Consider the following 23,713-nt stretch of genomic DNA (forward strand, 5'->3'; position numbering starts at 1 on the left):
GTCCGCGACATCCTGACCCCGCGGGAGCACCGGCACCACCACAGGCCCCACCACCCGCACCACGACCGGCAGCAGCCAAGGAGGCGACATGCCCGAGGGACATTCCGTCCATCGCATCGCGCGTCAGTTCGCCCGCAACTTCGTGGGCCACACGGTCGCCGCGAGCTCGCCGCAGGGCCGGTTCGCCGAGGGCGCCGCTCAGCTCGACGGCAAGACGATGACCGCCTCGCGGGCCGTCGGCAAGCAGATGTTCCTCGAGTTCGACGGGATCCTGTGGCTCCGGGTGCACCTGGGCATCTACGGCGCCTGGGACTTCGCGGGCGAGATCACGGCGGATGCCACCATCCGCTCGGCCGGTGGCCGGATGGGCCAGACGAACCAGCGCGGCACCGAGCTGGGCGAGCAGGCCGAGGGAACCCTCGACGAGATAGCCCTCGACGATTCCGCCGGTGAGGACTCGATCAACTCGATCGGAGCCCCGAGACGAGCCCGCATCCGGATGGCCGAGCAGGAGAAGGAGGGGGAGGAGATCGGCGACTTCCCACCCGAACCCGTCGGCGCCGTGCGTGTGCGCCTGCTCACCGAGACCGCCGTCGCCGACCTCCGCGGCCCCACGGCCTGCGAGGTGCTCGACGCGGCCCAGGTCGACGCGGTGATCGCGAAGCTCGGCCCCGACCCGCTGCTGGACGACTCCGAAGCCGCCGAGCAGCGCTTCGTCGACGCGGTGGCCAAGAAGCCCACGCCTATCGGCCTGCTCCTGATGGACCAGTCGGTGGTCAGCGGCATCGGCAACGTCTATCGCGCCGAGATGCTCTTCCGTGCCCGCCTCAACCCGCACACGCCAGGCAAGCTCGTGCCGACCGACACGGTTCGGGCGCTCTGGCGCGACTGGGCCTACCTCCTCGACCTCGGCGTGCGCACCGGCCAGATGATGACGATGGACGGGCTCGACGAGGCCGCCTACGCCGCCGCCATGGCCGACCGGGCCGACCGGCACTGGGTCTACAAGCGCGAAGGCCTGCCCTGCCGCATCTGCGGCACCCACATCGTGCTCGAGGAGTTCGGCGCCCGCAAGCTCTACTGGTGCCCGAAGGATCAGGCCTGAGGTAGCGTCACCGTCATGCGACACACCCCCGTCTTCGACCTCACCGACCGCGCCGAGATTGAGCGCCTCGTGCAGGAGAACCCCTGGGCCACGATCGTCTCGGCGACCTCGACCGGGCTCGTCGCCTCGCACTACCCGGTGCTGCTCGACGACAGCGGCGACGAGCTCGCGATCGTCAGCCACGTGGGCCGCCCCGACGAGCAGCTGCACGAGTGGGGCGCCCACGAGGTGATAGTGGTCATCCAGGGTCCGCACGGCTACATCTCGCCCGGCTGGTACGACGACGCCCCGGCCGTGCCGACCTGGAACTTCATCAGTGCCCACCTCTACGGCGTGCCCGAGATCCTCGAGCCGGCCGAGAACCTCCGCGTGCTCGAGAGACTCGTCGACCACTTCGAAGACGCCATGCCCTCCCCGAGACGGATGCGCGGCACGCTCGAGAACTCCGCCTACGCCGACCGCATCAGCGCCGGCACGGTCGGCTTCCGTCTGCCGGTCAGCCGCTTCGTCGCCAAGCGCAAGATGAGCCAGAACCGACCGCCCGAGACGATCGAGCGGATCGTGGCTGAGCTCGACGGCACCGGGCCGTACGCGTCCGCCGAGCTCGCCGAGGAGGTGCGGCTGGCGAACCCGGGCGTGTTCGGTCCGGCAGGCGCTGCAGGCGCTGCAGGCGCTTCGGGCACTGCAGACGCGGCGAGCTCGGCAGACCCGGCCCGCTCGGTGCAGCCGTGACCCCCGACGCAACCGCCCTCGTACTCGCGGGCGCCCGCCTTCCCGGGGTCGACTGGGCGGTCGACGTCTCGATCGTCGACGGGATGATCGTGGCGCTCGAGCCGGCCACCTCGGCCCCGTTCGCTGACCGGCTGAGTGCGGCAGGAGCATCCCGAACCGCGCTCGAGGGCCGCTACCTCGTGCCGGGCCTCTGGGACAACCACGTGCACTTCAGCCAATGGGCCTCGGCCTCGCGCCGCCTCGACGTCTCGGGCGCCGACTCGGCGGCCGGCACCGCGGCGCTCGTGCGCGAGGCACTCGCGACCGCAGAGCCGGAGGAGCTGCTGGTGGGCATCGGCTTCCGCGACGGCCTGTGGCCCGATCGGCCGAGTGCGGCGCTGCTGGATGCGGTGACCGGCCCGCATCCGGTCGTGCTGATCAGCGGCGACCTGCACTGCTGCTGGCTGAACTCGGCAGCCCTCGCGCGGTTCCGACGGGCCGGGCATCCGGACGGGGTGCTCCGCGAGGAGGACGCGTTCGCGGTCCACCGCGCACTCGACGAGGTGCCGCCCGAGACCGTCGACGGCTGGGCGCTCGACGCCGCGAAGGCCGCCGCCGCCCGCGGGGTGGTCGGGATCGTCGACCTCGAGATGGCGTGGAACCGCGAGAGCTGGCTGCGCCGGATCACGGCCGGCCACGACCTCCTGCGGGTCGAGTTCGGCGTGTACCCGCAGCACCTCGAGCGGGCGATCGCCGAAGGGCTCGCGACGGGGGACGCCGTGGGGGCCGTCGGCTCCGTCGAGGGTTCGCGGGCGGATGCCGGCGTCGCGCGCGGCGTCGACGCGACCGGTCGGGCGCTCGTGCACGTCGGACCGTTCAAGGTCATCACCGACGGCTCGCTCAACACCCGCACCGCCTTCTGCTTCGACGAGTACCCCGGCCTCGAGGGCCGGGCCGACTCCCGCGGGCTGCTGACCGTGCCGCCGGCCGAGCTCGGGGCGCTGCTCGAGCGGGCGACCGCGGCCGGGTTCGCGCCCGCCGTGCACGCGATCGGCGACCACGCGAACCGGCTCGTGCTCGAGACCTTCGAGCAGCTCGGCAGCGGGGGATCGCTCGAGCACGCGCAACTCGTCTCGGACGCCGACTTCGGGCGCTTCGCCGCCGCGGGGGTCGTCGCCGGGGTGCAGCCCGAGCACGCGATGGACGACCGCGACGTCGCCGACCTCTTCTGGGCCGGCCGCACCGGCCGCGCCTTCGCGCTGGCGAGCCTGCTCGAGGCGGGGGCCACGCTCGCGATGGGGTCGGATGCGCCGGTCGCGCCGCTCGACCCCTGGATCACGATGGCGGCCGGCACCGGGCGCGACCGCGACGGGCGGGCTCCGTGGCATCCCGAGCAGCGCATCCCGATGGCGGAGGCTCTCGCGGCATCGACCCGCGGTCGCCGCGGGCTGCACGTGGGGGAGGTGGCCGACCTCGTGTCGGTCGAGCGCGACCCGTTCGCGGCGACCTCGGAGGAGCTGCGCACGATGCCCGTCGCTCTCACCCTGCTGGCGGGCCGGGCCACCCACTCGGCACTCTGACGCTCGCAGCGTCCTGAGCGCCGACGCTCGGACTGCTGCTCGCCGTGCCGGTGGCTCTGCAGCTCGCTCTGCCACTCGCCGCCGCATCCCGCCCGGGAACGCGAAAGGCGGGCCCACCCGAGGGTGAGCCCGCCTTCGGCGGAGGGGGAGGAACTACGCGGCGATGTGCGCGAAGAGGAACCAGCGGTCCTTGTCGAGGCCGCGAGCGATCTCGATCGCCACGTCCTGCGACGAGGCGTCGATCTCACCGAGCTCCTTGACAGCCTTGTTGACGACGGCCAGGGCGACGTCGATCTGCGAGATGATCGTCGCGATCGTGGCATCCGACTTCTGGAAACCGGCGGGCATCGCCTCGGTGCCGGTCTTCGCGGCGACGGTCTGGATGCGGGCGTCGATCGGCAGGCCCAGGGCGACGACACGCTCAGCGGCGGTGTCGGCGTACTCCTGGGCGTGGTCGACGACCTGGTCGAGCAGCTCGTGCACACCGATGAAGTTCGAGCCGCGCACGTGCCAGTGCGCCTGCTTGCCGTTGACCGCGAGGGCCTGCAGCTCGATGACCACCGGGCTGAGGAACTGGGCCGCCGCTGCGGCGACATCCGGGCTCGTGGTGCTGGTGGGGGTGGTGATCAACTCGGTCATGGTGTGTCCTTCCGTTTCCCTGTGGCTCAACGCTACTCAGGCAGAAAACTTCCGCAAGCAAGCTGAGGCTGGGCTAATCCGGCGCGACGGCGGGGTACGGGGCCCGGAAGTAGGCGTTCGAGTTCGGCAGGTACATGGCCACGATGGCCACGATGGTGAAGAGCGCGTGGGCCATCGCGACCGGCACGTTGCTCTGGAACTCGACCGTCAGCCCGATCAGTCCGATCACGCCGAGGATGGTCAGCGTGTTGCGCGCCCAGGGCCGCCCGCGGAGCATGAAGACGGCCGCGATGATGCGGAACACCGCCACGAGGGCGATCAGGATGCCGATGATCACGAAGATCACGATGGTTCCCACGGCGGCGGCTCCGTCGGCGCCGACCACGACCGAGACCAGTACGCCGGCCAGGATGACCAGGATGCCGCTGAGGATGGAGAGGATCGCCTCGGCCAGCCACAGACCGAATGAGAGCTTGACCTCCCAGGGAGCGGCTTGAAGGGCGGTCTCGCCCGTGAATTCAGGACCGGAGAGTTCGGTGTCGGACATGGTTCGGCGCCTTTCGTCGAGCGGAGTCAGGTCGACACTATCGACGCGGGGTGTCGCGCAGGGGCTACGACTCGTCCCAATCCGTCTCGGGCGTCGCGCAGCTGTCGCGGAAGACGTACTGCGACGGACGCTTCCGCTCGTGGCTCGACCAGTCGATCGCGGGGCGCTGCTGGTCGGCTGGGAGGTAGCCGAGGCGGTACACGGCCATGAGCTCGAGGTCGTCCGGCACCGCGAGAAGTCGTTCGATCTCGGCCCAGCGACCCGGCACCTCCATGGGGAACGACACGAACTGGATGCCCATCCCGAGCTCGACGGTCGCGAGCCAGATGTTCTCCATCGCGGCGCCCATGCTGAAAACGGAATAGAAGGAGCTGAGCTCGCCGGGGCGGTACTCGGAGCGGTCGAGCATCACGCCGAGCAGGAGCGGTGAGCCGGCGACGAGCTTGCGGTTCTCCTCGCCCAGGGTCTGCGGCACGTGGAAGGTGTTCATCAGCTTCTGCCCGCGCGGGGTGAAGACCTGCTTGGTGAAGGGGCGGAGCGGCGCGGGGAGCTTGTCGAAGAGCATCCCGCTGCGCTTCTCGGCCATCTCGTCGGCGCTGAACCGGAAGTACGGTTTGTAGCGCTCGAAGAAGGTGCCGTTCGACATCGCCTCGGTCATGCTGCTGCCGCTGATCGACGCGATCTTCTCGATCGTGTCGCGGTTCTCGACGATCACGAAGCGCCAGGGCTGGCTGTTGAGCTGGGAGGGCGCGCGGCCGGCGAGCTCCATCAGGAGGCGCTGGTGGTCGCGGCTCACCGGATCGGGACGGAAGGGGCCGTTCGTGGTCTTGCGGCGGCGGACGACGTCGAGGAACTCCATGGTCATCCTCTCCTCGAGATGATCAGGCTCGCGACGAAGAAGGGGGCCGCGCTGAGCGCGACCCGCATGTGCTTCGACGAGCGGGTGCTGACGTAGGGGATGGCGGCGAGCGGTGCGGCCGCGGGCAGCAGCGCGAGGGCGGCGGTGCGGGCGGGGTTCGTGTCGGCGCGAGCGGTCGGGCGGCTCAGGATGCCGGTGCCCGCGGCGGCCGCCGCGAGCACGCAGGTCGAGATGTAGAGGGCGTGGTGCACCCAGCGGATCCGGCGGGTGTCGACCAGCCCCGCCGCCACCGAGGCGCCCAGTGCGCAGTTGACCAGGTAGCTCGTGGTGGCAGCGACGAACAGCGGCTGCGGGGACATTTCGCCAGACTACGCGGCCGCGCCGAGCCCGCAAGCGGGGGCGCTGCCGGTGGCGCCGCCGAGTGGATGCGGTGGCCGGCATGCGAGCGCAGGCGGCGCTCCGATGCCAGACTGATCCCGATGACGAACCGTGAGCCGGACCCCGAGCAGACGCCCGATCCGGGCTCCGTCCCGCCGCTTCCGCTGCCGCCCATCCCGGGCGCCACGACGCCGGAGGTGCCCGCCGGGCCCGGTTCGTCCGCCGCACCTTCGGCTCGGCCGGTGCCCGCCACCCCCACGCCGACCGTGACCCACCGGCCTGCCGGTCTGCGGGTGCCGGCCGTCTCCCGTCGGCGCGCGAAGAGCAGCTTTCCGCCGCCCCCGCCTCCGCCACCTCTGCCATCCGGAGTCGCCGCGGCGTCCGCTGAGCCGGTCGAGCCGGACGAGCCGGGGGACTCCGCCGCCCCGTCCTCGCCGCCGTCCTCACCGGCAATCCCCGCGATGCCGGCGTTCGGTGACGGCAAGGCCGGTGGGGGTCCTGGTGCCGCGACGTCCTTCGTGGTCTCCGGGCAGGGGACGCTTGCTTCCACGCCCGTCGCTCCTCCCGCATCCACCTCGACAGCCGCAAGCGAGCGGCCGTCCGCCGACCGACCGTCAGCTGACGGGCCAGGCCGGCCACAGGCGTCGGGGAGACCGCCGAAGCAGCCCCGTTCGGCTCGGCCGCCCGTGTCCCAGGGCAGCGGTCGGCGCGGGGCGGGCGCCGGAGCGGTGCTCGCGATCGTGCTCGGGCTCGTCGCGCTCGGCATCGCGTTCGTACCGATCGCCAGCTACGTCGCCGTCCCGATCGCCATCGCCGCCCTCGTGCTCGGCATCGTCGCGATCGGCCGCCGTCGCGGCCGTGCTCTGGCCGGCGGGGGAGTCGTCGTCGCCGGGATCGCCCTGGTCGCCGCTCTCGCCGTCTCGGTCGTCACCACCGTGGGCCTGCTGGCCGCGCTGCCCGGGGGACTCGCGGCGGCCCGCCCGGGTGCGGGAGGGGCGGCGACCGCCCCATCCACGTTGCCCGACGGCGATGGCACCGTGGTGCCCGCGCTCTACGCCCAGACGGTCACCTACGACGACGGCCTGCAGATCTCGGTCAGCGAACCGGTCGTCTTCGAGCCTTCGGCGGATGCCCTCGGGGCCGACCAGGCCCAGAACGTCTCGGTCTCGATCACGGTCTACAACGGCAGCCCCACCGCCTTCACGCCGCAGCCCGACGTGGTCGTGCGCTCCGGCGGCGGCGAGGGCACGACCATGGTCGACGTGCTGAAGCAGATGAACGGACTCCGGCCGAGCGATCCCATCGAGCCCGGCAGCACCGTGACCTGGGTCGAGGGCTACTCGGTGACGGATGCGGCCGACGTCGTCTACGAGATCACCCCGTCGCCGGCCTACCTCCCGGCGCGCTTCAGCGGCTGACCCTGATCGGTACGCCGCTCAGTACGCAGCGACCTCGTCGACGACGGACGCGATCAAGTCGACGGCGGCGAGCGGATCCGTGTACGTCGGCGTCACGTAGACCACGCTGAACCCCAGTTCGCGCGCGCGGTCGAGGTTCGCCAGCAGCTCGTCCCGGCTCGTCTCCGGGGTCAGGCGGGTGCTCGCCGTCTTCTCGACCGTGGCGAAGTCCCGGCCCACGTCGTCGCAATGCCGCTTGAGCACGTCGAATTTGTGGGGCGCGTCGTCGCCGATCGCGAGGTTGCAGGCATCCGCGTACTGGGCGACGAGCCGGAGGGTCTTCTTCTCGCCCCCGCCGCCGATCAGGATGTACGGCCGCGGCCGGCTGAGATTCTGCGGCGAATTGAGGGTGCGGGCGAGCTGGTAGTGCCGGCCCTCGTAGGGGCCGTCGTCGTCGCTCCACATCTGCAGGCAGATCTGGAGGGCCTCCTCGAGCCGCTCGAACCGCTCGGCGATCGGAGGGAAGTCGAGGCCGAGGCCCCGCGACTCCTCCTCGTTCCAGGCGGCGCCGATGCCGAGCCCGGCGCGGCCGCCGCTCAGCGCATCCAGGGTCGAGATCTGTTTCGCCAGCAGACCCGGCGCCCGGTACACCACACCCGTGACGAGCGTGTGCAGCAGCACCCGCGAGGTGTGCGCGGCGAGGAAGCCGAGGGCCGTGTACGCCTCGAGCATCGGCTCCTCGGGCGGGCCGAAGCCGCCGATCTGCCAGACGTGATCCATCACCGTGAGCCGGGCGACGCCGGCATCTTCCGCGGCACGCGCCGTGGCGGCCAGCGTCGGCGCCAGTGCCGCCGTTCCGCCCTCGTAACTGAGAAAGGCCAGATGCATCCCGAGCTCCATGCTCGAACCCTATGCCCGACCGGGCGGATGCCGATGATGAAAGGCCAGAGGGGATGACGGGAATCGAACCCGCGTGATCAGTTTGGAAGACTGAGGCTCTACCATTGAGCTACATCCCCGCGCCGGAGGCTGACCCCCGGGCACCCGAACATCGTAGTACAGCTTCGAACGCGCTGTGTGACGGGCATGCCGGGTGCGGTAGGCTTGCCGAGGCCATTTCGCCGCCGGGGCGTAGCTCAGCTTGGCTAGAGCGCCCGCTTTGGGAGCGGGAGGTCGCAGGTTCGAATCCTGTCGCCCCGACACGGATCTGAACCACCTCGAAACCACAGGAGAGACCCAACGTGAAGACCACGGTCGAAAAGCTCAGCCCCACGCGTGTGAAGATCGCGATCTTCGTCACCCCCGACGAGCTGAAGCCCAGCATCGATCACGCGTACACCCACATCGCGGAGCAGGTGAACATCCCCGGCTTCCGCAAGGGCAAGGTGCCGCCGCCCATCATCAACCAGCGCGTCGGCAAGGAGGCCGTGCTGGAGCACGCCGTCAACGAGGGCCTGGATCGCTTCTACCGCGACGCGGTCACCGAGAACGACCTCCGTCCGCTCGGCCGCCCGCAGGCCGACATCGTCGAGTGGCCCAAGGCCGAGGACTTCTCGGGCGACCTGGAGCTCGCGATCGAGGTCGACGTGCGTCCCGAGATCGACCTGCCCGACTACGAGGGCTACGAGGTCACCGTCGAGCCCGCCGTGGTCGAAGACAGCGACGTCGACGAGGAGCTCGAGCGTCTGCGCAGCCGCTTCGGCACCCTCGTGACCGTCGACCGCCCGGCCGCCATGGGCGACTTCGCCCAGCTCGACCTGGTCGCGACCGTCGACGACGTCGAGGTCGACTCGGCCTCCGGCATCTCCTACGAGCTCGGCTCGGGCGAGCTGCTCGAGGGCATCGACGAGGCGCTCGACACCCTCACCGCCGGTGAGACCACCACCTTCGAGGCTCCGCTGCTCGGCGGCGACTACGCCGGCCGCGACGCGCTGGTCACCGTGACGCTCAACTCCGTCAAGGAGCGCGAGCTGCCCGAGGCCGACGACGACTTCGCCCAGATCGCGAGCGAGTTCGACACCCTCGACGAGCTGAAGAACAGCCTCAAGGAGCAGGTCGAGAAGCAGAAGGCGTTCGGCCAGGCTTCCGAGGCCCGCACCAAGATCGTCGAGAGCCTGCTCGAGAAGGTCGAGATCCCGGTTCCCCCGGCGCTCATCGAAGACGAGGTGCACCGTCACCTCGAGAGCGAGAACCGCCTGGAGGACGACGAGCACCGCGCCGAGGTCACCGCCTCGAGCGAGAACACGTTCAAGACGCAGATCCTGCTCGACGCGGTCGTCGACCGCGAAGAGGTCAAGGTCAGCCAGGACGAGCTCACCCAGTACCTGGTGCAGTCCGCTGCCCAGTACGGGATGGACCCGAACGAGTTCGTCAAGATCCTCTCCGAGTCGAACCAGATCCCCGCGATGGTCGCCGAGGTCGCCCGCAACAAGGCGCTCGCGATCATCCTGTCGAAGGCGAAGGTCGTCGACACCAACGGCAAGGCCGTCGACATCTCGGAGTTCACGACGCTCGCCGAAGACGGCGAGGGCGAGAACCTCGTCGGTGCCGCCGCCGACGACCACGCCGGTCACGACCACGAGGGCCACTCGCACTAGTCGCGAACCCTCGCGGCACACCCGCGAGACCCTCTGGAGGGCCCGCATCCGAATTCCGGATGCGGGCCCTTCGTCGTTCCGCGATCCTGCGGATGATCTGCCGACGGCGAACACGGGTTCCCTGCCGCGTTCCACCCAGTAGATTCAAACCACTGCAAGTGAATTGGAGCGACACACATGGCCGAAACGGCTCTCCCATCCAGCGTCTTCGACCGGCTGCTGAAGGACCGCATCATCTGGCTCGGGTCCGAGGTTCGCGACGACAACGCGAACGAGATCTGCGCCAAGATCCTTCTTCTCGCGGCGGAAGACCCCGAGCGCGACATCTACCTCTACATCAACTCGCCCGGTGGTTCGATCACCGCCGGCATGGCGATCTACGACACCATGAAGTTCGTCCCGAACGACATCGTGACCGTGGGCATCGGAATGGCCGCGTCGATGGGCCAGTTCCTCCTCACGAGCGGCACCAAGGGCAAGCGTTACATCACGCCCAACGCCCGCGTGCTGCTGCACCAGCCGCACGGTGGATTCGGTGGAACGTCCTCCGACATCCAGACCCAGGCGCAGCTCATCCTCGGGATGAAGAACACGCTCGCCGAGATCACCGCCGCCCAGACCGGCAAGACCGTCGAGCAGGTCAACGAGGACGGCGACCGCGACCGCTGGTTCACCGCCCAGGAGGCGCTCGAGTACGGCTTCGTCGACCACGTGCGCGAGTTCGCCACCGATGTCGTCGGCGGCGGCGGCACCATCGAAGCAGACGACTAGCACCGGATCTCTAGAGAAACAGGGAACAGAATTTATGGAAACCCCCACCTTCGGTGCGAGTGCCTACGGCAACGGCACCATGCCGAGCGACCGCTACATCCTCCCCTCCTTCGAGGAGCGCACGGCCTACGGCTTCAAGCGCCAGGACCCGTACGCCAAGCTCTTCGAAGACCGCATCATCTTCCTCGGCGTGCAGATCGACGACGCGTCGGCTGACGACGTGATGGCCCAGCTGCTCGTGCTCGAGTCGCAGGATCCCGATCGCGACATCGAGATGTACATCAACTCTCCCGGTGGCTCGTTCACCGCGATGACGGCGATCTACGACACGATGCAGTACGTCCGTCCGCAGATCCAGACCGTGTGCCTCGGCCAGGCGGCCTCCGCTGCCGCCGTCCTGCTCGCGGCGGGAACGCCGGGCAAGCGCCTGGCGCTGCCGAACGCGCGCATCCTCATCCACCAGCCGGCCACCGGCCAGGGCGGCGGCCAGGCCTCGGACATCGAGATCCAGGCCCGCGAGATCCTGCGCATGCGCGGCTGGCTCGAGAACACCCTCTCGCACCACTCGAACCGCACGATCGAGCAGGTCAACAAGGACATCGACCGCGACAAGATCCTGTCGGCCGACGAGGCGCTGGAATACGGCCTCATCGACCAGGTGCTCACCTCGCGCAAGAACGTGCCGGCGCTCGTCAGCTGACGTCTGCCGTTTCGAAGGGGCTCGTCGCAATTCTGCGGCGGGCCCCTTCGCTCGCTCCGGCCGATTGCTGCGTCGGTGTCGAAGCTTGTCGGGGGTTCGGGTTAGGCTCGTCGGAACACAGCGATTAGGAGGCTGGGCATGGCACGCATAGGGGAGAGCGCCGACCTGCTCAAGTGCTCGTTCTGCGGAAAGAGCCAGAAGCAGGTCCAGCAGCTCATCGCCGGTCCCGGCGTGTACATCTGCGACGAGTGCGTCGAGCTGTGCAACGAGATCATCGAAGAGCGCTTGTCCGAGGCCAGCGAAGAAGCGGCCGGCGAGTTCGAGCTCCCGAAGCCGAAAGAGATCTACTCCTTCCTCGAGGAGTACGTGATCGGGCAGGATGCCGCGAAGCGCGCCCTCTCGGTCGCCGTCTACAACCACTACAAGCGCACGCGTGCCCGCAGCGCCATCGTCTCGGCCGAGGCGCAGGCCTCCGAGGTCGAGATCGCGAAGAGCAACATCCTCCTGATCGGCCCGACGGGATGCGGCAAGACCTATCTCGCCCAGACTCTCGCGAAGCGGCTGAACGTGCCGTTCGCGGTCGCCGACGCCACGGCGCTGACCGAGGCGGGTTACGTCGGAGAAGACGTCGAGAACATCCTGCTCAAGCTGATCCAGGCCGCCGACTACGACGTCAAGCGTGCCGAGACCGGCATCATCTACATCGACGAGGTCGACAAGATCGCGCGCAAGGCGGAGAACCCGTCGATCACGCGCGATGTCTCCGGCGAGGGTGTGCAGCAGGCGCTGCTGAAGATCCTCGAGGGCACGGTCGCCTCCGTTCCGCCGCAGGGCGGGCGCAAGCATCCGCACCAGGAGTTCATCCAGATCGACACGACGAACGTGCTGTTCATCGTCGCCGGCGCCTTCGCGGGGCTGGAGGAGATCATCTCCCAGCGAGCCGGCAAGCGCGGCATCGGGTTCAACTCGCCGCTCTACAGCAAGAAGGCCGACGCCAACCTGTTCGGCGAGGTGCTCCCCGAAGACCTGCACAAGTTCGGTCTCATCCCCGAGTTCATCGGCCGGCTCCCGGTCGTCACGACCGTCACGCCGCTCGACCAGTCGGCGCTAATGCAGATCCTCACCGAGCCGCGCAACGCACTCGTGCGCCAGTACCAGCGGATGTTCGAGCTCGACGGCGTCGAACTCGAATTCGAGGTCGACGCGCTCGAGGCGATCGCCGATCTGGCGGTGCTGCGGCAGACGGGTGCGCGTGGTCTGCGGGCGATCATGGAGGAGGTGCTCGGGCCGATCATGTTCGAGGTGCCGTCCACCGACGAGGTCGCCCGAGTCATCGTCACCCGAGGGGCGGTGCTCGAGAACGCGGCGCCGACGATCGTCGCGCGGAAGCCGCGTCGCGAAGAGAAATCTGCGTGATTTCTGCCGCGCCGCCGCCTCTGCGGCGCGGGCGACATGTGACGGTGCGGTCGTGAGAGCCGGCCTGCGGTCGTGCCTCACGGCCGCGCCGCCACCTTGGGTCGTCGAGTAGGGCCTGTTGCGTTCGTCGCGGCGCGCACCGGGATTGTTTTCGGGGGGCGGGGCGTTGTGGTGGTCGTGAGGTGTGCGGGGAGTAGCTCTGCCGCCGCGAGAGACGAGAAGGCGCCGTGAACGTCATCGAGTGGCTGTTCGATGCTCAGCTGAGGATCGGGGATCAGACGATCCTCTGGCGCGAAGTCGTCGGCAACCTGTTCGGCCTCGCGAGCGCCCTGGGAGCACTCCGGCGCCGCATCTGGGCCTGGCCCGTCGGCATCGTCGGTAACGCGCTGCTCTTCACCGTCTTCCTCGGCGCCGTCTTCGGCACGCCGAACCCCGTCGACCTGCTCGGCCAGGCCGGGCGCCAGGTGATGTTCATCATCGTGTCGATCTACGGCTGGTACCGATGGGCGCACCCGTCAGCCCGGTCGACCTCGCCGGTCGAGCCGCGCTGGGCATCCACTCGGGCCCGCATCGGGCTCGTGGTCGCGCTGATCGCCGGCACCGCCATCCTGACCCCGATCTTCCGCGCCCTCGGCTCGTTCGAGCCCGTCTGGAGCGACGCCTGGATCTTCATGGGCTCGCTGCTCGCCACCTACGGCATGGCGCGTGGCTGGGTCGAGTTCTGGCTGCTCTGGGTCGCGGTCGACATCGTCGGGGTGCCTTTGCTGTTCTCGGCGGGTTACTACGCCTCGGGGATCATGTACGCCGTCTACGGCATCTTCACCCTCGTCGGCTTCTTCGTCTGGCGTCGTCAGCGCCGCCGCACGGCCGTCGACCCGGCACTTGTTGTCGCCTAGACGCCGGTTTAGCGACAACAACTGACGGGTCGAGGACCTGCCTGCGGGCGGGACGTGGCGGGTGGCGGGCGGCGGACGGGACGTGGGCGGCGCCGGGCGTCAGCGGAAGAGGCCGCTGTAGGCGTTGAGGGCGAGCTGCCCACCGAGGTGCGCGTAGAGCACCGTCGACGTCGCCGGGATCTCGCGCGACTTCACCAGATCGATGAGCCCGGCGAGCGACTTGCCCTCGTACACGGGGTCGGTGATCATCGCCTCGAGCTCGGCCCCCAGCCGGATCGCCTCCATCGTCGAGTCGACCGGGATGCCGTACAGGTCACCCGCCCACCCCTCGAGGATCTCGATCTCGTCGTCGCGCAGGTCGCGCCCGAGGCCGATCAGGTCGGCGGTGTGCCGGGCGATCCGTGCGACCTGGTCGCGGGTCTTCTCGAGCGTCGCCGAGGCGTCGATCCCGATCACCCGGCGCGGCCGCTCCTGCCCGGCGAACCCGGCGATCATGCCGGCGTGCGTCGAGCCGGTGACCGTGCAGACGATGATCGTGTCGAAGAAGACGCCCAGCTCCCGCTCCTGCTGCTCGACCTCGTCGGCCCAGTTCGCGTACCCCAGTCCGCCGAGGTGGTGCTCGGATGCTCCGGCCGGGATCGCATAAGGCTTGCCGCCCGCCTCGACCACCTCGTCGATCGCCCGCTGCCAGCTCGACCGGATGCCGATGTCGAACCCGGCGGAGTCGAGCGTGACCGTGGCCCCCATCATCCGCGAGAGCTGGATGTTGCCGACCCGGTCGCTCAGCGGGTCGGGCCAGTCGACCCAGTTCTCCTGCACCAGCCGGGCCTTGAGCCCGAGCTTCGCGGCGACCGCGGCGACCTGCCGCGTGTGGTTCGACTGGTACCCGCCGATCGAGACGAGCGTATCCGCGCCCTGAGCCAGCGCATCCGGAACCAGGTACTCGAGCTTGCGCGTCTTGTTGCCCCCGAACGCCAGCCCGCTCGACACGTCGTCGCGCTTGGCCCAGACCTGCGCGCCACCGAGGTGCTGGCTGAGGCGGGGCAGCGGATGAACGGGGCTCGGCCCGAAGGTGAGCGGGTAGCGGGGGAAATCGGAGATCGGCATGGGGGTCCTTCGGTCCTTCGCGAGAGCAGCGGTACGTTATGTCGTATGCAATATATCGCACCCCGGTCTAGACTTCCGACATGCCCGTTCCGTCGACCCGCTCCGTCCGTTCGCGCACGCTCTTGCGCGACGAGGTGTATCAAACCCTCCGTGACGCGATCGTCGACGGCACGCTCGCGCCGGGGGAGCGGCTCCGCGATCCCGAGCTCGAGACCTGGCTCGGGGTCAGCCGCACGCCGATCCGCGAGGCGCTGCTGCGGCTCGAGCGCTCGGGACTCGTCGTGGCCAAGCCGGGCCGAGCCACGACAGTGGCCCCGGCCGACGGGCAGGCCGTGCGCAACGCGCAGCAAGTGGCGGCGGCGCTGCACGAGCTGGCCGCACGCCTGGCGGTGCCTCAGCTCGGGGAGCAGGACCTGGATGCGCTGGAGGCTGCGAACGACGACTTCCGCGCCGCGCTGCAGGCCCACGACGTGGATCGCGCCCTGCAGGCCGACGACCGCTTCCACGAGGTCTTCGTCGCGGCGAGCGGCAACGCGATGATCGCGGAGGTGCTCGAAGGGGCGACCAGTGTGCTCAGGCGCATCGAGCGCATCCGCTTCTCGTCGCTCGACGGGCGTGACTCCGTACGCCAGCACGGCGCGATCATCGAGGCGGCCCGTGCGGGCGCTGCCGACCGAGCGGCCGATCTGGTGCGCGCGAACTGGATGGCGCTCACCCTCGCCGAGTGACCCCGCTCACCCCATCCCACCTCGCCGAGAAGTCACTTTTACGTCCACCCCGCCGGTTTTAGACGTAAAAGTGACTTCTCGGCGAAGTGGGGGTGGGGTTGGGGCGTGTGTGTGGGCGGGGGTGGGGTGGGCGCGCGAGGTGGGGATGCGACCCGGGGGTCAGGACCCGGGGGTCACGACCGCCGCATCCTCGTCGGCGTCGTACTCGATGATCGTCTCGTCGTCGAGCTCGACCACGGGCTTGCCCTCGAGCCAGGTGAGCGTCCAGCTCCAGTCGGAGGCGTCGACGCCCTGCTCGGCGAGCTCGCCCTCGACCTCGTAGATCGCGTCGATCACGACCTGGGGCAGCCGCGACGGCGGCTCGTCGCCGACCAGCCAGCGCGTCCCGAGCTGGATCATCGCAGCGACCTGTCGTAGGTGACCCACGGGGTCTTCTCGGCCACGTCGTCGTAGAGCGCGCGGGCGGTCTCGTTGTCCTCCGCCGTGATCCAGCGCACGATGCTCGCCCCGCGGCGGCGGCCCTCGTCGGACACGCCGTCGAGCAGCGCGCGGGCGATGCCCTCGCGCCGGCGCTCCGGCAGCACGAACAGGTCGTCGAGGTAGAGGCCCCGGCTGCCGTCCAGCGGCCGCGCGAACTCGCGGAAGTGCGCGAGGCCCACGACCTCGCCCGAGTCGTCGACGGCGACGAGGCACTCGACCTCGTTGGAGTCGTCGATGATCCAGCTCCAGACGAGCACGGCCTTCTCGTCCTGCAACGGCTTCTCGTAGAACTCGCCGTAGCCGGAGTACACGGCGTGCCAGGGGAAGAACTCCCCGGTCGATACGGGTCTGACCTCGATCGGCATCGTCGCCTCCTGGTTCATCGTGCGCCCTCCGTCGTGTCGTCGGACGCCTTCTCGTCGGGTGCCAGAACTATATCGCTGACCACGAGCTCGTCCGCCGAGGCGAAGCCGAGCGACTCGATCCGGCCCACGGCCTTCAGATCGGCGGCGGCGAGCTCGAGCAGAGCGGTCTCCTCGGCGGGGCCGGCGATGGTCGCCGAGGCGACCGCGGTCTTCTGCGAGGCCTTGGCGTCGGTCTTCGCACGACGGATGCCCACGAGCGCCCGCGAGGCGAGTGGCAGCAGAGGGGCGTGCGCGGGCAGCGCCGCGGTCACGCCCTCGGGCAGCGAGGTCTCGACCGACTCGGGCCAGGCGGCGTTGTGCACCGAGCCCTCGTGGGTCCACGACCAGACCTCATCGGTGGCGAACGGCAGGTAGGGCGCGAACAGCCGCAGCAGCACGTCGACGGCGGTCTGCAGTGCGAGCACCGCCGACGCCTTGCCGGCCGCGTCGGAGGAGTCGCGGTACGCCCGCTCCTTCACCAGCTCGAGGTAGTCGTCGCAGAAGGTCCAGAAGAAGGTCTCGGTGAGCTCGAGGGCACGCGCGTGGTCGTACTTGGCGAGCGAGGCCGTGGCGGCCCGGACGACCTCGTCGAGCTCGGTCAGCATCGAGAGGTCGATCGGGTCGACGATCTCGGTGTGGCCCGAGGGTAGGTCGAAGCCGTAGACGAACTTCGCCGCGTTCAGGATCTTGATGGCCAGGCGCCGCCCGATCTTGATCTGCGTCGGGTTCTTCTCGTCGAAGGCCGCGTCGGTGCCCAGGCGCGAGGAGGCGGCCCAGTAGCGCACCGCATCCGAGCCGTGGGCCTTCAGAATGTCGGCGGGCGTGACGACGTTGCCCTTCGACTTCGACATCTTCTTGCGGTCCGGGTCGACGATGAAGCCCGAGAGCGCGGCGTGCGCCCAGGGCGCCTGGTCGGTCTCGAGGGTCGAGCGGAGCATGGTCGAGAACAGCCAGGTGCGGATGATGTCCTGGCCCTGGGGGCGCAGGTCGTAGGGGAAGACCATTCCCCACAGCTCGTCGTCGCGCATCCAGCCGCCGGCCAGCTGCGGGGTGAGGGAGGAGGTGGCCCAGGTGTCCATCACGTCGACCTCGCCCTGGAAGCCGCCGGGCACGCCACGCTGCTCCTCGGAGTAGCCGGGTGCCGCATCCGAGGAGGGGTCGACGGGCAGGATGTCGCGGGTCGCGACGATCGGCTCGTCGAAGACCGGGTTGCCGTCGCCGTCGAGCGGGTACCAGACCGGCAACGGCACGCCGAAGAAGCGCTGGCGCGAGACCAGCCAGTCGCCGGTGAGGCCGCCGACCCAGTTGTCGTAGCGCACCTTCATGAACTCGGGGTGCCAGTCGAGCTCGGCGCCGAGTTCGAGCAGGCGGGCGCGGAGCGCGTCGTCGCGGGCCCCGTTGCGGATGTACCACTGACGGGTCGAGACGATCTCGAGCGGACGGTCGCCCTTCTCGAAGAACTTGACCGGGTGGGTGATCGGTTTCGGCTCGCCGATCAGCTCGCCCGAGGCGCGCAGCAGCTCGACGACGGCCTGCTTGGCCGAGAACACGGTCTTGCCAGCGAGCTGCGCGTAGGCCTCGCGCCCGGCGGGGGAGGTGATGGCCGAAGGCGGCTCGCTGACGACACGGCCGTCGAAGCCGATGATCGCGCGGTTGGGCAGGTCGAGGTCGCGCCACCAGATCACGTCGGTCAGGTCGCCGAAGGTGCAGATCATGGCGATGCCCGAGCCCTTGTCGGCCTGGGCGAGGTGGTGCGCGAGCACCGGCACCTCGACGCCGAACAGCGGGGTGGTGACGGTGGTGCCGAAGAGGGCCTGGTAGCGCTCGTCATCCGGATGCGCGACCAGCGCCACACAGGCGGGCAGCAGCTCGGGGCGGGTGGTCTCGATGAAGACGCCCTCGCCGCCCGGCCCATCCTGACCGGCAGTGTGGAACTCGAGGCGGTGGTAGGCGCCCGGCTGCTCCTTGTCCTCCAGCTCGGCCTGGGCGACGGCGGTACGGAAGGTCACGTCCCAGAGCGTGGGGGCCATCGCCTGGTAGGCCTCGCCCCGCTCGATGTTGCGCAGGAACGCCAGCTGCGACGCGGCCTGCGACTCGCGCGAGATGGTGCGGTAGGTCTGGGTCCAGTCGACCGAGAGGCCGAGGTCGCGCCAGAGCGACTCGAACTGCTTCTCGTCCTCGACCGTGAGGATCTCGCACAGCTCGATGAAGTTGCGGCGCGAGATCGGGATCTGGTCGGCGGCCTTCGACGACTTGTTGTCGCCACCCTCGAACGGCGGGGTGAACGACTCGTCGTAGGGCAGCGAGGGGTCGCAGCGCACACCGTAGTAGTTCTGCACGCGGCGCTCGGTGGGCAGGCCGTTGTCGTCCCAGCCGATCGGGTAGAACACGCGCTTGCCGCGCATCCGCTGGTAGCGGGCGATCACGTCGGTGTGCGTGTACGAGAACACGTGGCCGATGTGCAGCGAACCGGATGCGGTGGGCGGCGGGGTGTCGATCGAATAGACGCACTCCCGGGTGGCGCCCTCGCGGCGGAACAGGTACGTGCCCTCATCCCGCCACCGCTCGTCCCACTTCGCTTCGAGCCCCTCGAGGGCGGGCTTCTCGGGCATGCGTGCGGACATAGCGGCCTCCTGGCGATATAGACGGCACCGTGTCAAGTGGTGAGGTGCCTCACTGTCTGGGCCAGTTTACCGGGACATCCCTTCCTCTACCCCATGCTCCCTCTACCTCATGCTCGCGCGGAGGGTGCGGAGCTCTCGGGTGAGGGGCTCGGGGATGCGGTCGGCTCCGAGCTCGGTGAAGTAGGCGTCGATCTCGTCGGCCTCGCGCGTCCAGGCGGCCCGGTCGACCGAGAGGATCGCCTGCAGGTCCTCGTAGCCGATGTCCAGGCCCTCGACGTTGAAGTCGCGCACCCGGGGCAGCTTGCCGACGGGGGTGTCCACGACCTCGACCGATCCGTCCAGGCGGCGCACGATCCACTCCAGCACGCGCGAGTTCTCCGAGAACCCGGGCCAGATGAACCGGCCGTCCGCATCCTTCCGGAACCAGTTCACCGAGAACACGGGAGGAGCATCCGCCCCCAGCGTCTCGCCGATCTCGAGCCAGTGGGCGAAGTAGTCGGTGATGTCGTAGCCGCAGAACGGCAGCATCGCGAAGGGGTCGTGGCGCAACCGGCCCACGGCACCCTCGGCGGCGGCGGTCGTCTCCGAGGCCATGGTCGCCCCCATGAAGACACCGTGCGCCCAGTCACGGGCCTGCGACACCAGCGGCACGGTCGAGGGCCGGCGGCCGCCGAACAGGATCGCGTCGATCACGACCCCCTCGGGCGAATCCCAGTCGGACGCGATCGAGGGGCACTGGTCGGCCGTCACCGTGAACCGGGAGTTCGGGTGCGCGGCCGGCGTCGCCGACTCCGGCGTCCAGTCCTCTCCCTGCCAGTCGATCAGGTGCGCCGGCGGGGTCGGGGTGAGTCCCTCCCACCAGATGTCGCCGTCGTCGCGCAGGGCGACGTTGGTGAAGATCGAGTTGCCCCAGACGGTGTCGACCGCGGTCGGGTTGGTCGTGATCCCGGTGCCGGGCGCGACGCCGAAGAAGCCGCGCTCGGGGTTGATCGCGCGCAGCCGGCCGTCGGGGCCGGGCCGCATCCACGCGATGTCGTCACCGATCGTCTCGACCTTCCAGCCCGGGATCGACGGGTTCAGCATCGCGAGGTTGGTCTTGCCGCAGGCCGAGGGGAACGCGGCGGCCAGGTGGTAGACCTTGCCGGCCGGCGAGGTGATCTTGATGATCAGCATGTGCTCGGCGAGCCAGCCCTCGTCGCGGGCCATGACCGAGGCGATGCGCAGCGCGAAGCACTTCTTGCCGAGCAGCGCGTTTCCGCCGTACCCGGAGCCGAACGACCAGATCTCGCGCGTCTCGGGGAAGTGGGAGATGTACTTGACCGGGTTGTGCGGCCACGCGACATCCTCGTGCCGCACGCCCGCGTCGTCGACGAGGGGCGCGCCCACCGAGTGCACCGCGGGGACCCACGGCGTCTCCGGCCCGATCAGGTCGAGGGCGGCCTCACCCATCCGCGTCATCAGCTGCATGCTGACGACGACGTAGGGCGAGTCGGTGATCTGTACGCCGAGCTGCGAGATGGGGCCGCCGAGGGGGCCCATCGAGAACGGCACGACGTACATCGTGCGGCCGCGCATGCTGCCGGCGAAGAGGGTGTCGAGCTCCTCGCGCATTGCGAAGGGGCTGCGCCAGTTGTTCGTGGGGCCCGCGTCGGCCTGGCGCTCGGAGCAGATAAACGTGCGGTCCTCGACCCGGGCGACGTCGGCCGGGTCGCTGCGGGCGAGGAAGCTGTTGGGCCGCCATTCCGGGTTCAGCCGGATCAGGGTGCCCTGGGCGACCATCATCTTGGTCAGGTCGTCCCATTCGCGGGTGCTGCCGTCGCACCAGACGATCTGATCGGGCTTGGTCAGGCGCGCTAAGTCGCGCACCCAGTCGTTCACGTCGGCGTTCCTGCTGGGGCCGTCGACGCCGGTCATGGTCGGTGTGGTGAGGATGCTCATCATCGAACCCGTTTTCGTCAAGTAGGGGAGGTTTCTTCCACTATGCGGAGATATTCGAGCAGAATCCGGGTATTCTGCCGGAAAGATCGGCCAATCTTTACGGGAGGCAAAAGTGGCGGACTCCAGTGACCTGATCACGCTCGGCCGGCGCATCCGGCACCACCGCAAACAGCACGGGCTGACCCTCGACCAGCTGGGCGCGAAGGTCGGCGTCGTCGGCAGCCAGCTCTCCCTGATCGAGAACGGCCGCCGCGAACCCAAGCTCTCGCTGCTGCAGGCACTCGCCGTCGAGCTCGGTGTGCCGATGCACGATCTGCTGAGCGACGAGGCTCCGGATGCGCGCACCGCGCTCGAGATCGAGCTCGCGAAGGCGCAGGCCTCGCCCCTCTACGCCTCACTGGGGCTCCCCGTGGTGCCGGCCAGCCGCACCCTGCCGCTGGAGACCCTGGAATCCCTCGTCGGACTGCACCGGGAGCTGCTCCGGCGCGCGACCCAGTCGATCGCGACACCTGAGGAGGCGCGGCGGGCGAACACCGAGAACCGGCTCGCCATGCGCGACGAGAACAACCACCTCCCGGAGCTCGAGGCGCTCGCCGAGGAGACGCTCGCGACCGTGGGTCACACCTCGGGCGCCCTCACCCACCGCAGCGTCTCGCTGCTCGCCGAGAGCCTCGGGTTCAGCCTGATCTACGTCGACAACCTGCCGCACTCGGCCCGCTCGGTCACCGACTTGGAGAACGGCCGGATCTACCTGCCGCCGGCCTCGATCCCGGGCGGGCACGGGCTCCGCTCGATGGCACTGCAGGCGATGGCGCACCGGCTGCTCGGGCACACCCCGCCCCGCAGCTACGCCGAGTTCCTCCAGCAGCGGCTCGAGATCAACTACTTCGCCGCCGCGTGCCTGATGCCGATGACCCCGTCGGTCGCGTTCCTCCGGGCTGCGAAGGAGCGGAAGGACCTGTCGGTCGAGGACTTCCGCGACGCGTTCGGGGTGACCCACGAGGCGGCGGCGCTCCGGATGACGAACCTCGCGACCTCGCACCTGGACATGCGCGTGCACTTCCTGCGGGTGGGGGAGGACGGCGCGATCTACAAGGCCTACGAGAACGACGGGCTCCCGCTGCCGGCCGACGTCACGGGCGCGGTCGAGGGTCAGCTGGTCTGCCGCAAGTGGGCGGCGCGCGGCGCGCTCGGCCGCACCAACCGCACGACCGAGTTCTACCAGTACACCGACACCCCGGCCGGCACGTTCTGGTGCGCGACCCAGACCGGCAAGACCGACGCCGGGGAGTTCTCGATCACCTTCGGGGTGCCGTTCTCGGAGGCCAAGTGGTTCCGCGGGCGCGACACCCAGGGCCGGGTGCAGTCGACCTGCCCAGACGAGTCGTGCTGCCGGAAGCCGGCGTCCGATCTCGCCGAGAAGTGGTCGGACTCGGCCTGGCCGAGCGCGAAGCTGCACGCCCACATCCTGTCGCCCCTGCCGTCGGGCAAGTTCCCCGGGGTCGACGAGAACGAGGTGTACCAGTTCCTCGAGGCCCACTCCGGGTCGCTCTAAGGGAAGCGGTCGCCTCAGGCGACGAGCTCTAGGTGAGCGGGCCACCCCGGGCGACGAGGTCTAGGCCAGCGGGTCGCTCGGGTCCCTCGGGTCGGTGTGGTCGAGCATCCACCCGCGGTCCTTCGCGGCCTTCTTGAGCTTCTCGAAGAGCCCGGCGCCGTCGGGGGCGTAGACCCGCGGGGCCAGCTCGACCGCCGCGTTCGGGTCGACCTTCGACCGGCCACCGGCCAGCACCGCCTCGCTCGCGGAGAGCTGGCGGATGGCGATCGCCGCGACGCTGTCAGGGTGCTCGATCGCGAACTCCCGGTAGATCTCCTCGTCGTGCTGCCCGTCGTCGCCGATCAGCAGCCAGTGGATGTCGGGGAACTCCTCGGCGAGCCGGCGGAGGTTCTTCTCCTTGTGCTCGCGGCCGTTGCGGAAGAAGCGGTCGTGGGTCGGGCCCCAGTCGGTGAGCAGGATCGGGCCGCTCGGATACAGGTTCCGCGACAGGAAGCGGGTGAGCGTCGGCGCGACGTTCCAGGCGCCCGTCGAGAGGTAGATCACGGGCGTGCCCGGGTTGTCGGTGGTCATCCGCTCGAGGAAGACGGCCATCCCGGGTGTGGGCGTGCGGGCGTGCACGTCGAGCACGAAGGTGTTCCAGAACGCCAGGAAGGGGCGGGGGAGCGCGGTGACCATGACGGTGTCGTCGATGTCGCAGACCACGCCGAACGTGGTGTCCGGGGCGACGATGAACACGGGCGCCTCGACCGGCTCGGAACCCTCGGCCGACATCGTGATCGTGTGCCAGCCCGGCTCGAGCTCGACGTCGACCGACGCGTCGACGACGCCGCCGCGGTCGGCGAGCACCGTGCGCACGCTGCCCTCGACCTGGATCGTCACCTCGACGTCGCCCACCGGGACGCTCGTGAAGCTGCGCCAGCCGCGCACCCGCTCCTCGCGCCGGCGCTGCTGGCGGGCGGCGCGGGAACCGGGCTTGGGCTGCTTGGTCAGCAGCACCCGGCCGAGAACCCGGACGCGGGTGGTGGAGCCGTACCCGGTGTACGGGATGACCGTCGCCTGGTGTCCGCGACGCCGGGCCCACTTCTCCCGGAAGTCGTGGATCGCGTCGTCGATTCGAGCGGCACGGTGCAGGCGGAGTGCCGCGGCGGGTTCTGTTGGCACGCTGCCAGTCTGTCACGGCCCGGCACGCACCGCAGAAGATGGTGCAGACCCGACGGGATCCGCACGCCGACGGGGCCGCCCGGACACGTCGACACGACGCAGACCCGAGAAGTGCTCACG

Annotated in this window: 22 protein-coding genes and 2 tRNA genes; 12 read left to right on the top strand and 12 right to left on the bottom strand. The window is 69.7% G+C overall.

Going from position 1 to position 23,713, the window contains the following annotated elements:
• Positions 1 to 88 precede the first annotated feature (88 nt).
• Genes HSO01S_RS14450 through HSO01S_RS14460 form a run of 3 tightly spaced genes read left to right on the top strand, consistent with a single transcriptional unit; the run spans position 89 to position 3,396 of the window.
• Positions 89 to 1,105, top strand: coding sequence for an Fpg/Nei family DNA glycosylase (locus HSO01S_RS14450; protein WP_066042802.1), 1,017 nt, complete (start codon positions 89 to 91; stop codon positions 1,103 to 1,105).
• A 15-nt stretch (positions 1,106 to 1,120) separates the two neighbouring features.
• Positions 1,121 to 1,837, top strand: a complete 717-nt coding sequence (locus HSO01S_RS14455) for an FMN-binding negative transcriptional regulator (protein ID WP_084361699.1) — start codon at positions 1,121 to 1,123, stop codon at positions 1,835 to 1,837.
• Entirely contained in the window at positions 1,834 to 3,396 is a 1,563-nt protein-coding gene (locus tag HSO01S_RS14460) for an amidohydrolase (RefSeq protein WP_066042805.1), read from the top strand. Before HSO01S_RS14455 ends, HSO01S_RS14460 begins: the two co-directional genes overlap by 4 nt.
• A 153-nt stretch (positions 3,397 to 3,549) precedes the next feature.
• Here HSO01S_RS14460 and HSO01S_RS14465 read toward each other — a convergent pair whose 3' ends face one another.
• From HSO01S_RS14465 to HSO01S_RS14480, 4 genes are all read right to left on the bottom strand, one after another.
• Complete coding sequence (locus HSO01S_RS14465; RefSeq protein ID WP_066042807.1) at positions 3,550 to 4,035, bottom strand: Dps family protein; 486 nt, start codon at positions 4,033 to 4,035, stop codon at positions 3,550 to 3,552.
• Between the two features lie 73 nt (positions 4,036 to 4,108).
• A complete protein-coding gene (locus tag HSO01S_RS14470) occupies positions 4,109 to 4,582 on the bottom strand; it encodes a hypothetical protein (RefSeq protein ID WP_066042810.1) in 474 nt (157 codons plus the stop codon).
• Positions 4,583 to 4,646: 64 nt separating this feature from the next.
• Positions 4,647 to 5,441 carry a nitroreductase family protein gene (locus HSO01S_RS14475; RefSeq protein WP_066042813.1) on the bottom strand — a complete coding sequence of 265 codons (795 nt, stop codon included), beginning with the start codon at positions 5,439 to 5,441 and terminating at the stop codon, positions 4,647 to 4,649.
• Between the two features lie 2 nt (positions 5,442 to 5,443).
• The gene (locus HSO01S_RS14480) at positions 5,444 to 5,800 is read right to left on the bottom strand and encodes a hypothetical protein (protein ID WP_066042816.1); all 357 of its coding nucleotides are present in this window, start codon (positions 5,798 to 5,800) and stop codon (positions 5,444 to 5,446) included.
• Positions 5,801 to 6,505: 705 nt separating this feature from the next.
• On the opposite strand from HSO01S_RS14480, the gene HSO01S_RS14485 reads away from it, so the two are divergent.
• Entirely contained in the window at positions 6,506 to 7,237 is a 732-nt protein-coding gene (locus tag HSO01S_RS14485) for a hypothetical protein (RefSeq protein WP_157079093.1), read from the top strand.
• 18 nt (positions 7,238 to 7,255) lie between these two features.
• On the opposite strand, the gene HSO01S_RS14490 is transcribed toward HSO01S_RS14485, so the two are convergent.
• Both HSO01S_RS14490 and HSO01S_RS14495 read right to left on the bottom strand, forming a co-directional pair.
• Entirely contained in the window at positions 7,256 to 8,116 is an 861-nt protein-coding gene (locus tag HSO01S_RS14490; RefSeq protein ID WP_066042822.1) for an LLM class F420-dependent oxidoreductase, read from the bottom strand.
• A gap of 48 nt (positions 8,117 to 8,164) precedes the next feature.
• Positions 8,165 to 8,235: transfer RNA gene (locus tag HSO01S_RS14495), tRNA-Gly, on the bottom strand.
• Positions 8,236 to 8,341: 106 nt separating this feature from the next.
• On the opposite strand from HSO01S_RS14495, the gene HSO01S_RS14500 reads away from it, so the two are divergent.
• The 6 genes from HSO01S_RS14500 (at position 8,342) to pnuC (ending at position 13,596) form a co-directional block, all read left to right on the top strand.
• Positions 8,342 to 8,416, top strand: a tRNA-Pro gene (locus HSO01S_RS14500).
• A gap of 41 nt (positions 8,417 to 8,457) precedes the next feature.
• Positions 8,458 to 9,813, top strand: a complete 1,356-nt coding sequence (gene tig / locus HSO01S_RS14505; RefSeq protein WP_066042827.1) for a trigger factor — start codon at positions 8,458 to 8,460, stop codon at positions 9,811 to 9,813.
• 177 nt (positions 9,814 to 9,990) lie between these two features.
• On the top strand, positions 9,991 to 10,584 hold the full coding sequence (locus HSO01S_RS14510) for an ATP-dependent Clp protease proteolytic subunit (protein ID WP_066042829.1): 594 nt from the start codon (positions 9,991 to 9,993) through the stop codon (positions 10,582 to 10,584).
• 34 nt (positions 10,585 to 10,618) lie between these two features.
• Complete coding sequence (locus HSO01S_RS14515; protein WP_066042832.1) at positions 10,619 to 11,284, top strand: ATP-dependent Clp protease proteolytic subunit; 666 nt, start codon at positions 10,619 to 10,621, stop codon at positions 11,282 to 11,284.
• Positions 11,285 to 11,422: 138 nt separating this feature from the next.
• Positions 11,423 to 12,700 (top strand): ATP-dependent Clp protease ATP-binding subunit ClpX, encoded by a 1,278-nt coding sequence (gene clpX / locus HSO01S_RS14520; protein WP_066042834.1) that lies wholly within the window; start codon positions 11,423 to 11,425, stop codon positions 12,698 to 12,700.
• 227 nt (positions 12,701 to 12,927) lie between these two features.
• Positions 12,928 to 13,596, top strand: coding sequence for a nicotinamide riboside transporter PnuC (gene pnuC / locus HSO01S_RS14525; RefSeq protein ID WP_066042836.1), 669 nt, complete (start codon positions 12,928 to 12,930; stop codon positions 13,594 to 13,596).
• Between the two features lie 99 nt (positions 13,597 to 13,695).
• On the opposite strand, the gene HSO01S_RS14530 is transcribed toward pnuC, so the two are convergent.
• Positions 13,696 to 14,703, bottom strand: coding sequence for a 1-aminocyclopropane-1-carboxylate deaminase (locus tag HSO01S_RS14530; protein WP_066042840.1), 1,008 nt, complete (start codon positions 14,701 to 14,703; stop codon positions 13,696 to 13,698).
• A gap of 80 nt (positions 14,704 to 14,783) precedes the next feature.
• Between HSO01S_RS14530 and HSO01S_RS14535 the strand changes: the two genes are divergently transcribed.
• The gene (locus HSO01S_RS14535; protein WP_066042842.1) at positions 14,784 to 15,431 is read left to right on the top strand and encodes a GntR family transcriptional regulator; all 648 of its coding nucleotides are present in this window, start codon (positions 14,784 to 14,786) and stop codon (positions 15,429 to 15,431) included.
• Between the two features lie 159 nt (positions 15,432 to 15,590).
• On the opposite strand, the gene HSO01S_RS14540 is transcribed toward HSO01S_RS14535, so the two are convergent.
• The 4 genes from HSO01S_RS14540 to HSO01S_RS14555 all read right to left on the bottom strand — a co-directional run bounded on the left by HSO01S_RS14540 (position 15,591) and on the right by HSO01S_RS14555 (position 20,877).
• Positions 15,591 to 15,830 (bottom strand): hypothetical protein, encoded by a 240-nt coding sequence (locus HSO01S_RS14540; protein WP_245636017.1) that lies wholly within the window; start codon positions 15,828 to 15,830, stop codon positions 15,591 to 15,593.
• Positions 15,827 to 16,294, bottom strand: a complete 468-nt coding sequence (locus HSO01S_RS14545) for a GNAT family N-acetyltransferase (protein ID WP_157079094.1) — start codon at positions 16,292 to 16,294, stop codon at positions 15,827 to 15,829. Before HSO01S_RS14545 ends, HSO01S_RS14540 begins: the two co-directional genes overlap by 4 nt.
• Positions 16,291 to 18,939, bottom strand: a complete 2,649-nt coding sequence (valS, locus tag HSO01S_RS14550; protein WP_066042845.1) for a valine--tRNA ligase — start codon at positions 18,937 to 18,939, stop codon at positions 16,291 to 16,293. Before valS ends, HSO01S_RS14545 begins: the two co-directional genes overlap by 4 nt.
• A gap of 102 nt (positions 18,940 to 19,041) precedes the next feature.
• The gene (locus HSO01S_RS14555) at positions 19,042 to 20,877 is read right to left on the bottom strand and encodes a phosphoenolpyruvate carboxykinase (GTP) (protein ID WP_066042987.1); all 1,836 of its coding nucleotides are present in this window, start codon (positions 20,875 to 20,877) and stop codon (positions 19,042 to 19,044) included.
• Between the two features lie 112 nt (positions 20,878 to 20,989).
• Here HSO01S_RS14555 and HSO01S_RS14560 point away from each other — a divergent pair, with 112 nt between their 5' ends.
• The gene (locus HSO01S_RS14560; protein ID WP_066042849.1) at positions 20,990 to 22,432 is read left to right on the top strand and encodes a helix-turn-helix transcriptional regulator; all 1,443 of its coding nucleotides are present in this window, start codon (positions 20,990 to 20,992) and stop codon (positions 22,430 to 22,432) included.
• A 60-nt stretch (positions 22,433 to 22,492) separates the two neighbouring features.
• Here the strand turns inward: HSO01S_RS14560 and HSO01S_RS14565 are convergent, their stop codons facing one another.
• Complete coding sequence (locus tag HSO01S_RS14565) at positions 22,493 to 23,593, bottom strand: App1 family protein phosphatidate phosphatase (RefSeq protein ID WP_245636018.1); 1,101 nt, start codon at positions 23,591 to 23,593, stop codon at positions 22,493 to 22,495.
• Between the last annotated feature and the right edge of the window lie 120 nt (positions 23,594 to 23,713).

Source organism: Herbiconiux solani NBRC 106740, assembly GCF_001571005.1.
In the GTDB taxonomy this organism is placed as follows: Bacteria; Actinomycetota; Actinomycetes; order Actinomycetales; family Microbacteriaceae; genus Herbiconiux; species Herbiconiux solani.

Excerpts from the sequence above, each read along its gene's own strand:
- HSO01S_RS14530 (WP_066042840.1), bottom strand. The coding sequence starts at position 14,703 with ATGCCGATCTCCGATTTCCCCCGCTACCCGCTCACCTTCGGGCCGAGC.
- HSO01S_RS14475 (WP_066042813.1), bottom strand. The coding sequence starts at position 5,441 with ATGGAGTTCCTCGACGTCGTCCGCCGCCGCAAGACCACGAACGGCCCC.
- HSO01S_RS14490 (WP_066042822.1), bottom strand. The coding sequence starts at position 8,116 with ATGGAGCTCGGGATGCATCTGGCCTTTCTCAGTTACGAGGGCGGAACG.
- HSO01S_RS14535 (WP_066042842.1), top strand. The coding sequence starts at position 14,784 with ATGCCCGTTCCGTCGACCCGCTCCGTCCGTTCGCGCACGCTCTTGCGC.
- valS (WP_066042845.1), bottom strand. The coding sequence starts at position 18,939 with ATGTCCGCACGCATGCCCGAGAAGCCCGCCCTCGAGGGGCTCGAAGCG.
- HSO01S_RS14510 (WP_066042829.1), top strand. The coding sequence starts at position 9,991 with ATGGCCGAAACGGCTCTCCCATCCAGCGTCTTCGACCGGCTGCTGAAG.
- HSO01S_RS14515 (WP_066042832.1), top strand. The coding sequence starts at position 10,619 with ATGGAAACCCCCACCTTCGGTGCGAGTGCCTACGGCAACGGCACCATG.
- clpX (WP_066042834.1), top strand. The coding sequence starts at position 11,423 with ATGGCACGCATAGGGGAGAGCGCCGACCTGCTCAAGTGCTCGTTCTGC.
- HSO01S_RS14455 (WP_084361699.1), top strand. The coding sequence starts at position 1,121 with ATGCGACACACCCCCGTCTTCGACCTCACCGACCGCGCCGAGATTGAG.
- HSO01S_RS14465 (WP_066042807.1), bottom strand. The coding sequence starts at position 4,035 with ATGACCGAGTTGATCACCACCCCCACCAGCACCACGAGCCCGGATGTC.
- HSO01S_RS14540 (WP_245636017.1), bottom strand. The coding sequence starts at position 15,830 with ATGATCCAGCTCGGGACGCGCTGGCTGGTCGGCGACGAGCCGCCGTCG.
- HSO01S_RS14470 (WP_066042810.1), bottom strand. The coding sequence starts at position 4,582 with ATGTCCGACACCGAACTCTCCGGTCCTGAATTCACGGGCGAGACCGCC.
- HSO01S_RS14545 (WP_157079094.1), bottom strand. The coding sequence starts at position 16,294 with ATGAACCAGGAGGCGACGATGCCGATCGAGGTCAGACCCGTATCGACC.
- HSO01S_RS14555 (WP_066042987.1), bottom strand. The coding sequence starts at position 20,877 with ATGAGCATCCTCACCACACCGACCATGACCGGCGTCGACGGCCCCAGC.
- HSO01S_RS14450 (WP_066042802.1), top strand. The coding sequence starts at position 89 with ATGCCCGAGGGACATTCCGTCCATCGCATCGCGCGTCAGTTCGCCCGC.
- HSO01S_RS14480 (WP_066042816.1), bottom strand. The coding sequence starts at position 5,800 with ATGTCCCCGCAGCCGCTGTTCGTCGCTGCCACCACGAGCTACCTGGTC.